At 46.5% G+C, this 11,796-nt stretch carries 5 protein-coding genes; all 5 read right to left on the bottom strand.

The features are described from left to right. A complete protein-coding gene (locus AC1DP6_RS34680) occupies positions 1-1,323 on the bottom strand; it encodes a lysine N(6)-hydroxylase/L-ornithine N(5)-oxygenase family protein (RefSeq protein WP_477058985.1) in 1,323 nt (440 codons plus the stop codon). A 295-nt stretch (positions 1,324-1,618) separates the two neighbouring features. After that, positions 1,619-2,278: a LuxR C-terminal-related transcriptional regulator gene (locus tag AC1DP6_RS34675; RefSeq protein ID WP_477058984.1), complete on the bottom strand. Its 660-nt coding sequence runs from the start codon at positions 2,276-2,278 to the stop codon at positions 1,619-1,621. A gap of 56 nt (positions 2,279-2,334) precedes the next feature. Next, entirely contained in the window at positions 2,335-3,540 is a 1,206-nt protein-coding gene (locus AC1DP6_RS34670) for a PepSY-associated TM helix domain-containing protein (protein WP_477058983.1), read from the bottom strand. A 47-nt stretch (positions 3,541-3,587) separates the two neighbouring features. After that, a complete protein-coding gene (locus AC1DP6_RS34665) occupies positions 3,588-5,996 on the bottom strand; it encodes a TonB-dependent siderophore receptor (RefSeq protein ID WP_477058982.1) in 2,409 nt (802 codons plus the stop codon). Between the two features lie 251 nt (positions 5,997-6,247). Further along, the coding region (locus AC1DP6_RS34660) for an amino acid adenylation domain-containing protein (RefSeq protein ID WP_477058981.1) at positions 6,248-11,796 on the bottom strand (5,549 nt) is incomplete at its 5' end.

The following is an 11,796-nucleotide window of genomic DNA, read 5'->3' as shown; positions in this document are numbered from 1 at the left end:
TCAGATCAGGTGAGGTTGTGTGAGTACTGTTTCTTCGCCGGCACTTACAGCAAACTGCTGAAAAGCAATCCGCTGTTCAATCGGATATACCTCCCGGCCCAGCATCTCCCGGATAATCCAGGCGTTGCGGTAGCAGCCCATGCCCAGGTCGGGCGCCGCAAAACCATGGGTATGCAGCTCCGCATTTTGTACAAATATGGAACCCGCCTGATCGATGGTGTAGTTGCGGTTTACTGCATAACGCCCTTTTTCATCCAACTGTACTTTGTGAAGGATAGGTTCCATAAAATCAGGAATACGGGAGGTGTAACCAGTAGCCAGCACCAGGCCAGCCGTCTGGTGAACATAATACTTCTCCTGTTCCTCCTGGAAAAAGGTCATACGAAAACTTTCCGCCTGCTGGTCATACACCACCTCACGCAGGTCTGCATTGGTACGCAGGGAGATATCAATATCACCTATCAGCTTCTTAGCATAAATGGTATCAAAAATAGCGGCGATCAGATCGTTGTTAATGCCTTTGTACAGATGCTTCTGGCTATGCAATAACTTGTCCCGTTTAAAAGGTGGGAGATCGTAGAAGTAGTCAACATATTCGGGTGATGTCATCTCTAGTGTGAGCTTACTGTACTCCAGCGGATAAAACCTTGGAGAGCGGGTGATCCAATGCAGGGAATAACCGTAAGTGTCGATATCCTGCAACAGGTCATAGTAGATCTCCGCAGCACTCTGGCCGCTGCCAACAATGGTGATGGAGCGTTTGGACTGCAGCAGATGTTTATGTTTCAGGTAATTGGCTGAATGCACCGCTGCTGTCATCAGTTCCCGGCAGCTGGCAGGCACATAGGGCACGGTTCCGGTGCCCAGCACCAGTTTGCGTGCCCTGATCAGCAAATCTCCCTGCGTGGCATCCGCACATTGCAGCAGGTAAACGCCGGCTGATTCATCATAATCAATCCTTTTTACAGCAGTATTGAAGCGAACTTCCGGCAGTTTGCTGATGGCCCACTGGCAATACTGATTGTATTCATTGCGGAGCATTTTGAAATTTTCCCGGATATAAAAACCGTATATGCGTCCCCGTTCCTTGAGGTAATTCAGGAAGCTGAAGGGATTGGTAGGATCTGCCAGGGTTACATGGTCCGCCAGGAAAGGTACCTGCAGGGTGGTGTCCTGCATCAGCATCCCCGGATGCCAGTTAAAGTCCGTTCTTTTGTCGAAAAATATACCGTTCAGATCAGGAATGGCATGAGTAAGACAAGCCAGTCCTAGGTTAAAAGGGCCAACACCAACAGCCGCAAAATCATAAATCATTTTGTCCATAGAATTTTCATTTTAATAATACAGGGTATTAAAAGTACGTGTGTCAAACGGCGCAGCCAATCACCCGGTGATGCTAAAATGCTGGTAGTGGTATGGTATCCGAACTACCATGATCGTGGTATAAAATGCAGAAAAGGAGCAGTGGAGTAAAATAAAGAAGGGGAACTGTTTTAAGAATTACGAATTAGGAATTACGAATTACGGATTTGTGGGGAGACCAGCAGTTGTTGATCTCCCCACAAATCCGTAATTCGTAATTCCTAATTCGTAATTCCTAATTCCTAACCTACCTGACTCAGGATTCGAGTTTAACGATACCGGTTTCCAGCGCATAGTTACACAATTCAACGGCAGAATGTAACTGCAGTTTCCGCATAATATTCCTACGGTGAGTATGAATGGTGTGTTGACTTAAATGCATAGATCCGGCGATCTCTTTGTTGGATTTTCCGCTGACGATCTGACGGATGACGTCTGTTTCCCTGACAGACAATCCTTCCGGCGGAAGACTGCGAACAGAAAGCGTTTTTCTTCTGTCGGCCAGCAATAAGTCCAGGGCAAAAGTGCAAAAGAATTTTTCACCCCGCAACGTACAACTGATAGCCTGGTGGACATCACGTTTTTTGCATTCCTTGGTAAGCACACAGTAAATGTTGCTATCAAGCAACCGGAAAATATCTACTTTCTTCTGTTGGCTGGAAAGGAGTATCACCTTGCATTCCGGGATAACAGACAAGGTATTCACCAGTTCATCAGCATCAAAGTAACCTGGATCATAATCCAGTATCAGTATGTCCGGCTGAAAGGAGAGTAAAGCAGATCGCAGTTCTTCACTGTTGCCTGCTTCTTCAATCCGGTAGTTACTTTGATGATCCGCTAACAAACTTTTGATTCCTTCTCTGTAAACAGGTTGCGCATCCGCCAGTATAATACGGGTCGTGATTGAACTGTTCATTATGCTGATAACACTTTACAATGACCTGTTTCAAGCAGGAAGATATATGGTTAATGTTACTTCAGGGTTACCGGTTTTTCTTCTCGGGTCCTCTTAAGCTGGCTGTTCTTATCCGCTCGTGGCGTTACCTGTTTTTTGTTCCGTCTTCCCCACCAGATATAAAATCCGGTAACCGGCAGGGAAGCGGCGATCAGGGAAGCCAGGAAGGCTAATATCTTTCCTGGTATGCCAAGTACCGCGCCTACGTGTATATCGTAATTCATGGCATTTATCCGCTCTCCATTGCCCATATCAGCAAAGGCCCTGCGCGTAAGCATAACAGCGGAATGCTGGTCATATTGCATACGAACGGCGCTATAAAGCGGCTTACCATCCCGGCGGGCAAATACAGAAACAGCAGCTTTGTCATTTTTAGGGATACCCACAAAAAAGGTAGTCCCTTCAGGTGCTTTCAGGATGGCATCTGCCAATATCTTTTCCAGAGAATAAACACTTGCGTGGGTAGTGTCAGATGATACAGGAGCAGGCAATACAGTCGGCTTTCCTCCGTTGGCGATCCATTGTATACCGTTGCTGACCCATTGATAGGAGAAAACCAATCCTGTAATGGCAATGACCAATAGTATAAGCATGGAATAAAATCCAGGGATATTATGCAGATCATAATTTTTACGTTTCCATTTGGTAGTGGTTTTCCACTTGAAACTGAAACGCTGTTTAGCAGCAGCTTTATTGCCAGGCCACCAGAGAACAATCCCGGATATCAGCATCACCACAAAAATCAGAACGGACCAATTCACAATCGTTCCGCCTATCTTTGGCCCGAGTAACAGGTTGATGTGCAGGTTCACTACCGTATTGAAAAACTCCCACTTGGTATTCTCTATCTTCAGCACCGCCCCTGTATACGGGTCTACATAAATACGATAGAAGTACTCCATATAGGTAGCATACGAGAGGCCGTCAGGATTCACTTTCAGCGTACGAAACGACACACTTCTTTCTGCCGCCATCGGCACTTCTGCCAATTGCAACTTATACTGCTGCCCTATCGCCTCCTGTGCTTTTTCCCTGATAACATTCATTGGCAAACGCCTGCCATCTTTTGGCACTTCCACAAACATACGCTGCCGATACACGACGGGCTTTAGTTCATCAATAAATGCATACATGCATCCGGTGATGCCCAGTATAAATACAACCAGCCCGGACGTCAGTCCGAGCCAGCGATGTATTTTCAGGATAGTTTTTTTTAAGGGCATATATGGATTATTTAATTACATCCTTACAATAGTTCAAGGACTTAAAATTAAAAACGGTATCCAACGCTCATCCTCACATTACGTCCGGGTTCTGTCTGCCAGTAATAGATTTTGTTCCCATAGTTGTCTGCAGAAGGTGCGCCGGTATACAGGTATTTATCCAATACATTATTTACCAGTACGTTCACACTGAATTTATTGATGGTATATCCAAGGCCTGCATCCATCCTGAAATAGTCAGGCAGGAAATTTTCGCTCTTATCATATACCTGGCCAGCAATACGGCCGGCCTGATACTGATAGCCGATGTTTGCACGCAGCCCTTTCAACGCACCGTTACCAAGCGTATAGGTCAGCCAGGTGTTCTGGATATGTTTGGCAATGCCTGGCACATTGTTGCCTTGCAGTTTGGGATCGGCATCCTTAGAAACGACACCGTCGGTATATGCATAGTTCACCATCAGGTTCAGCCCTTTCACTACTTCACCCTGGAAATCGGCTTCCAGTCCTTTAATACGCTGCTGCCCATTTTGACGGCTATAGATGAACTGGTTCGAAGCCGGATCCCTGTGTTCCAGATCTGTTGTCAGCACATTATTTTTGGTGATCTGGTATACTGCCAGTGTAGAGGTAAAGCGGCCCTGAAACCAATCACGTTTGATACCGAACTCGATGTTGTCGCCTGTCATAGGATCGAATGGTTTCTTCTGCCAGTCCAGGCCCGGAGTCTGGATAAAGCTCACATCATATACGCCATATACGGAACTGTTCTTATCGAGAGAATAGCTGATACCAAAGCGGGGCGTGAATTTGCTGTCTTTGTTGGTTCCATCGTACGGACTAATAACTTTATTGGTGGTATAACGGCCGGCCAGGGTTACCCGCAGGCGATCGTCGAAGAAACCAAGCTGGTCCTGGAGATAGACAGCACTATAACCATAATTGTATTGTACGCCACGGGTACGGATATCCGTAGAGCGGTCCCATTTGGGTTGAGTAACGGCACCGTGTTTAGGATTGTAGATATTAAAAGTAGAATCACCAAATGATGCACCCTGTCCCCAGTCAGCATAATAATTACTGTATTTCATGTCCACACCGCCCAGTATATTATGGGTCACCGCGCCGGTACGAATGGTACCATTCACAAATACCTGCGCTGTTTTATTCAGGCCCAATGCGTCCCAGATGTTCATGCTCCTTTGTAAAAGGCTGTCGTTCCCCTTTGTGGAGAAACCAGCAGGCCACATACTCTGGCCGATCTGTTTGTAATGGAAGAAACCAAACTGGGCATTTAGCTTCCAGTCGGGACTAAACTTATGCTCATAATAAGYCATTACGCTGTTATCATTAATCTTTGTAGGATCCATATTGCCTTCAATGGTGGTGAAGTTCACAGGCAGATCGCCGTAACCACGTTTGGAGAAGGAATAGTTGCCGCCGATTACCGGCAGTTGCATGTATTGCAGGTTGTATTCCAGCGTAACCGTATTTTTCTCGTCTATCAGGTATTTTAATACGGGAGAAATACTGTAACGATTGGTATAGTCGAAATCGCGCCAGCCGTTCTTCAGCTCCCCGGCCAGGTTAAGGCGATACAGCAGTTTGCCATTTTTAGACAGTTTACCGTCGAGGTCCAGTGTGGTACGGTAGTTATCGTAACTGCCCAGAGAGAGGGTTACTTCGCCCTGGTCTACACCCGTAGGCTTTTTGGTCACCACGTTATACATGCCGCCAGGTTCTCCATTGGACATCATAAAGCCAGCGGGCCCCTTCACGAACTCGATACGGTCTACCATGCTCATATCTTCTGTCAGCGGACTCCATGGGCTGATAAATACATTCATTCCATTGCGGAGGGAGCTGGCGCGGGAACCGCGAATCTGGATATTGGAATACATGTCCCAGTGACCCAGCCTGGAAGCACCGCTCACATTCCGGGTAACACCTTCCTGCATATTATAGATCTGCTGGTCTGCCAATACTTCCCTGGAAACCTCCGTAATGCTTTGAGGTACCTCTACCAGGGGCGCATTCAGTCGCAATGAATTGGAGGGGGTGAGTACCGTATATTTATTATACTCCCCAACTATGGTCACTTCCTTCATTTGCTGACCGGAAGCACCGAGCGTAATGGTGGTGCGGGTGATCCCATCTGTCTCCACCGCTACTTCCTGGAGTACGTTCTCATATCCTACAAGAGATACGATGAGGGTATATTTTCCAGGCTTCACCTTTTTGATTACAAAGTCACCGTTGGCATCAGTGAGGGCGCCGTGGTTGGAGTTTTGTATCCTGACAGTAACGTAAGGTGCTGGTAAGCCATCCGAAGTAAGTACTTTTCCTTTTATGGCTGATAAAATGTCTTCCGCTATGGTTTGGGTGCAAACAGCAAATAAGAGTATAAACAGGGCAAATACCTTCTTTACTGGAATGCGCAGATAAAATTGCTTCATTGCTTTTCCTTTTGCACGCAAATGTAACTGCCGCCAAAACGATAAAGGCCGCCTATCGGGAATTTGATTTTCGCAATCGGGAAAATCTATAAAGCCTGTCATATAGATTGACAATCATCATTATTAAAATATGACGCATAATAACTACACTCATTATACAATAGATATTAAATAACAAGAGGTCGCCTCATTATTAATGAGACGACCTCTTGTTAAAAACCATGGGAACTGATGGCTTCTTTACTAACTGATTATCCTTTTAATTGTTCCAGAATACCTTTGATGATAGCAGCATTATGTTCCAGGTTATTCGTTTCGGTAATCATCTTTTCGTGTTTCCCTTTACCTTCGTAAATGTTGTATGTCCCGGTAGTGGCGCCTTCCCAACGATAATCTGTATCGGCTCTCTTCTCTCCGTTTTTCACCAGGTAAATGTCGGCATCTATTACGCCATCATTCACCATACGATTATGATATTGTGAATAGGCATAGGCCTCATCAATCATTCCGGCTTTCAGCTCCTCTTCCACACCTGATAACTGTTGTACCAATATCTCTGTCATTATCCTTCCCAGTTCATCCTTACTGATACTTTCATCTTCTGCCTGACGTATTATTCTTACCGAATCAATCAATATAACAGCTGATACACGATGTCCTGCAGCAATCAATCCTTTGGCCACTTCAAATGTCAGGTTTCCACCTATGGAGTATCCCATCAGGATATACGGACCCTTTGTCTGCAGTTTTGTGATCAGTTCTATATAGCTGTTGAGCCTGTCGGGATCTTCAATATAATCGAAACTATACATTGCGTGAGACTTGATCGAACCCGCCAGTCCGGCGTAAACAATCCCCTGCGCAAAAGCAGGTGGGAACATCATTACACCTTGTTCCATTTTCTGATTCAATAAAGCCACGTGTTTGAGTACGGGTATATCCTCTTTCTTATGCGCTGATAAGACTGCTGCAAGATCCTGCAAAACAGGATATCTGAATATATCCGCCGGCGGCAATGTTGTCTGGAAGTGTTTGTTGATTTTTGCAACAGCCAGTAATGTTTTCAGCGAGTGTCCACCCAGTTCAAAAAAGTGATCGTTTACACCTACCCTTTCTATATCCAGCAATGTTGCCCATATGTCTGCCAGCTGCTGCTCTGTTTCGTTACGCGGCGCTGTGTATGCCCGTTGAGACAATACAGCCCCCGAAGGAGCAGGTAGTTTTTTCCTATCTACCTTGCCGTTGGCTGTCAGGGGCAGCTGCTCCAGTTCTATGAGCAATGGTACCATATATGCCGGCAATAAACTCCTCAGGTAAACAAGCAGATCTTCTTTATTAAAATGTCCATTGGGTACCACATAACCCAGTAATTGTTTATCTCCCACTGCATCTGTACGCAATGTTACCACCGCCTGTTTCACCAGGTTATTTTGCTGCAATACACGTTCTATTTCACCTAATTCTATGCGGTAGCCCCGAACTTTTACCTGTTCATCTGCGCGGCCCAGGTACTGGATATTTCCATCAGCAAGCCATTTACCCATATCACCGGTACGATACATTTTAGCACCTGCCTTATTGGAAAATGGATCCGCAACAAACCTCTCTACCGTTAATTCCGGATTATTCAGATAACCCCGCGTAACGCCGGCACCGCCTATGTACAACTCCCCTTTTACCCCCGCAGACACCGGATGCCCCGCCTGGTCCAGGATATAAACACGCACATTGGCCAACGGTTTGCCTATGGGCAAAGTCCCAGCAGGATATGACCTCCCCTTTTCGTATTTATAGATTAATGCAGATATCGTGGCTTCTGTAGGACCATAGATATTATAGAAATCCACTAAATTACTCCAGCGTCCGGCCAGTTCACTCGTACAGGTTTCCCCTCCGGATATAATCCGCTTCAATGCACTGTATTTGCCGGCAGTGATATTAGAAAGAAGACCYGGTGTGGCTTCTAAATGCGAGATCCGTTGTTCATTTAAGAACTGTTCAAACAGTGCCATATCTGCCTGTATTTCCTTATCCACCAATACCAGCGTTGCCCCATTTAACAAGGCAAAAAACAGCTGCTCCACAGAGGCATCAAAGCAATAATCAGATGTCATTAATATGTTTTCGTCCGATCCAATCTGATATACTTTGCTTTGACAATGCACCAGGTTTACTACCCCACCATGCATGGCGATCACCCCTTTGGGCTTGCCGGTAGAACCGGAGGTATAAATCACATAAGCTGCTGCCGTAGCAGGCACGGCTTTCAGCGGCTCGGTTACACGCAAGGCTGCCACCTTATCCCAATCCTCATCCAGTACAACGATGACGCGGCCCTTATTCCCGACAGCTCCTTTGCCGGCACGGCTGCTTAATACCATCTCTGCACCGGTATCCGTTAACATATGAATGATCCTTTCGGATGGATAGTCCGGGTCTATGGGTACATAAGCAGCGCCGGCTTTCAGGATACCCAATATCCCAACTATCATCTCCACGGATCGTTCCATACAGATACCTACAAATGATCCCGCAGTTACACCGTTCTGTTGCAGGTAATGGGCCAGTTGGTCGGAGCGTTGCTCCAACTCACCATAGGTAAGTCTTTGTTCACCTGCCACCACTGCAATAACCGCAGGATGAAGTGCAGCTTGTTCTGCAAACAAAGTGGTGAGTGCTTTATCTTCCGGATAGGCGTCAACGTTATCATTAAGTGTTGCCAGCAATACCTGTTCCTCAGCTGCACTCAATAGCCTCAAAGTATTGATACGCTCGTCAGGTGATTGTACCACTGCCCGCAGCAATGCTTCGTAATGCGATAWCAGTTGTGCGATAGTATCTTCATTAAACAGATCTGCAAAATACTGGATCGCTCCCTGTAAGCCATCCTTGGTTTCCTGCAGGGATAATGTCAGATCCAGCTGGGAAGTGGTGCGTGACACCGGCACTTCCGATAATTGCACATCACCAAAACGAATGGCCGGTAAATCAGGCGTATTTTGCCATACAAACATCACCTGGAATAAAGGATGGCGGGTAAGGTCGCGGGTAGTAACCACGCTTTCCACTACTTTTTCAAAAGGTGCCTCCTGATGTGCATAGGCATCCAAAGTAGTTTGTTTTACCTGCTGTAAGAATGCCGCAAAGGAAGGATTGTCTTTCAGGTCACTACGTAATGCCAGCGTATTAATGAAAAATCCGATCAGGCCTTCTACTTCCTGCTGCGTTCTTCCGGCGGTAGGACTTCCAACACAGATATCTTCCTCACCGGTATAACGATACAACAATACCTTCAGGGCGGCCAATAATGTCATATACATGGTCACCCCGTGTTGCTGCGACAAAGCTTTCAACTGGTCGGCCAAATCCTGATCCAGCTGGAAATACCTGTAGGCGCCACGTTTGCCGGTGAAAGCTGTACGGGGAAAATCATAAGGTAATTGTAGTGTTTGTATTGCTGCCAGTTTACTTTTCCAGTAATCCAGTTTTTTATCTAATACCGTACCCGTGAGATATTTCCTTTGCCAGATGGCATAATCTGCATACTGTATAGGTAATGCTGCCAACTGTGCGGGCCTTTCGTTTGTGAAGGCGCTGTATAATTCTACCAACTCTTTTATGAGGATGCTGGTAGACCAGCCATCAGAGGCAATATGATGTAACGTAATTACCAGGATATGCGTTGTTTCACCCAACACTATCAACTGTACCCTTAATTTATGATCGGCGGATAAATCGAACGGCGTTTCAATAAATGACCGTATATGTTCCTCTAACACACCCGGAGCGGAATAACCAGGATCCTCCATTATCTGCAACTGCCAAAGACCGGCATCCAACACCTGTTGGTAGGTCGTACCGGCATCATCTGCTATGATGGTTCGTAATACCTCATGGCGGTCTACAATTTTTTTCATGGCGCGGGACAAAGCGGTACGGTCAAGGGTTCCTTCCAGCCTGAATGCAGCCGCCACATGGTAGTTGATGCTGCCTTCCAGCTGATCGATGAACCATAAACGTTCCTGGCTATACGAAAGCGGGATATGTGATGGTCTTTCCTGGCGGGTAATAGCCGGCAATAATACATTACCGGAACGTTGATCCAGCTGTACAGATAACAGGGCAATAGTAGGATAGTCAAAGATATCAGCGATCGTTACCTCTACCGATAATTGTTTACGCATGGCCGAGATCAGGCGAATAGCCAGCAACGAGTGACCTCCCAATGCAAAAAAGTCGTCGTGTAGTCCTACCTGTGGCACTTCCAGTAGCGAGATCCAGATATTGGCCAGCGCTGTTTCCAGTGCAGTAGCCGGCGCTACGTAGCTACCGGCAGCCATATTATCTCCTCCCGGCTCAGGTAAAGCACGGCGGTCAATCTTTCCGTTGTTCAGCAACGGAAATTGATCCAGCACTACCAGCTGCACCGGCACCATGTAATCCGGTAATTGTGCTTTTAAATAAGCTAATAATGCTTCTTTATCAAAAGCGTCTGTAACCGTTAGGTAACCCACCAATGTTTTATCACTGACAGCATCTGCCTTTACCATCACGACACCTTGTTCTACTGTTTCGAAGGCATTCAGTGTACGTTCTATCTCTCCTAATTCTACCCTATACCCACGGATCTTTACCTGATCATCTCCACGGCCAATAAACAGGATGTTACCATCCGTACCATATTTCACCACATCACCGGTGCGGTATAACTTTCCATCTCCCTTAAATGGATCATCAATAAAACGTTGATCCGTCAGCGTTACATTATTCAGATATCCCGCCGCCACTCCATCACCGCCCAGGTATAACTCGCCGGGAACACCTGCAGGACATAGTTCCAGGGACGGACTTAAAACATAAGCACGGGTATTGGAGAAAGGTTTACCTATAGGAATATGACTACCATAAGCGATGCTATCGCTAACTACATGGAGCAATTTACCKATAGTCGTTTCCGTTGGACCGTAGTGATTAACAACCTTACAGCCCTTGCCGGCGGCAAGAATATTGTCTACTACTGCTGTTTCCAGCGCTTCACCTCCAAATATCAGTAGTTGCTCCGGCAACAATAGTTTATCGGAGCCTGATACTGCTTTCCAGTAAGAAGGTACTACCTTGATACAATCTATCCGRTGAGAGGTAAAGTAATCATGCAGTTTGTCACTATCATTGATAAAGGCTTTCGGGAACAGGTGCAATTCCCCTCCCGTRGCCAGGCAACCATATAACACCGTATTRCCCAGATCCGTGGCGATACCSGTCAGCAAAGCAAACGAATGGCAATCAGCAATCGGTAGGGCCGCCTGCAAACCAGCCAGGTAATCAGACARRTTACGATGAGTGATCATAACACCTTTGGGAGCACCTGTACTACCAGAGGTATAAATCACATACAACAATTGTGAAGCCGACGGACGAGGCAGGGCGGATCCGGCATCGCTCAACAAATCTTCGTCCAGTGAAATCACCTGCGCCGCTGTTGAGGGCAACAATCCCCTGCAACTACTACTGCTCACGATCACCGTTGCTGCGGTATCTTTTAAAATATAACTGATCCGTTCCATAGGATAATCCTGCTCGATGGGCACATAAGCACCGCCAGCCTTCAATATCCCCAGGATACCCACTACCATATCAGCAGAACGCTCTATGAACAGCGGTACTAACGTACTAGCCCCTACGCCGTTTTTGCGGAGATGAACCGCCAACCGGGTAGCACGTGCATCCAGTTCCTCGTAACTCATAGCCTGGCCTTCAAACACCAGTGCAGTGGCCTGCGGGGTACGGGCTACCACTGTCG

The organism is Chitinophaga sp. 01L420, from assembly GCF_056399985.1.
Note: the sequence above shows the minus strand (reverse complement) of the source record. Positions and strands in the feature narration are given on the sequence as shown.

What these genes read in the sequence shown, in the direction of transcription:
- AC1DP6_RS34680 (WP_477058985.1), bottom strand. Translation starts at nt 1,323, where the DNA reads ATGGACAAAATGATTTATGATTTTGCGGCTGTTGGTGTTGGCCCTTTT.
- AC1DP6_RS34675 (WP_477058984.1), bottom strand. Translation starts at nt 2,278, where the DNA reads ATGAACAGTTCAATCACGACCCGTATTATACTGGCGGATGCGCAACCT.
- AC1DP6_RS34670 (WP_477058983.1), bottom strand. Translation starts at nt 3,540, where the DNA reads ATGCCCTTAAAAAAAACTATCCTGAAAATACATCGCTGGCTCGGACTG.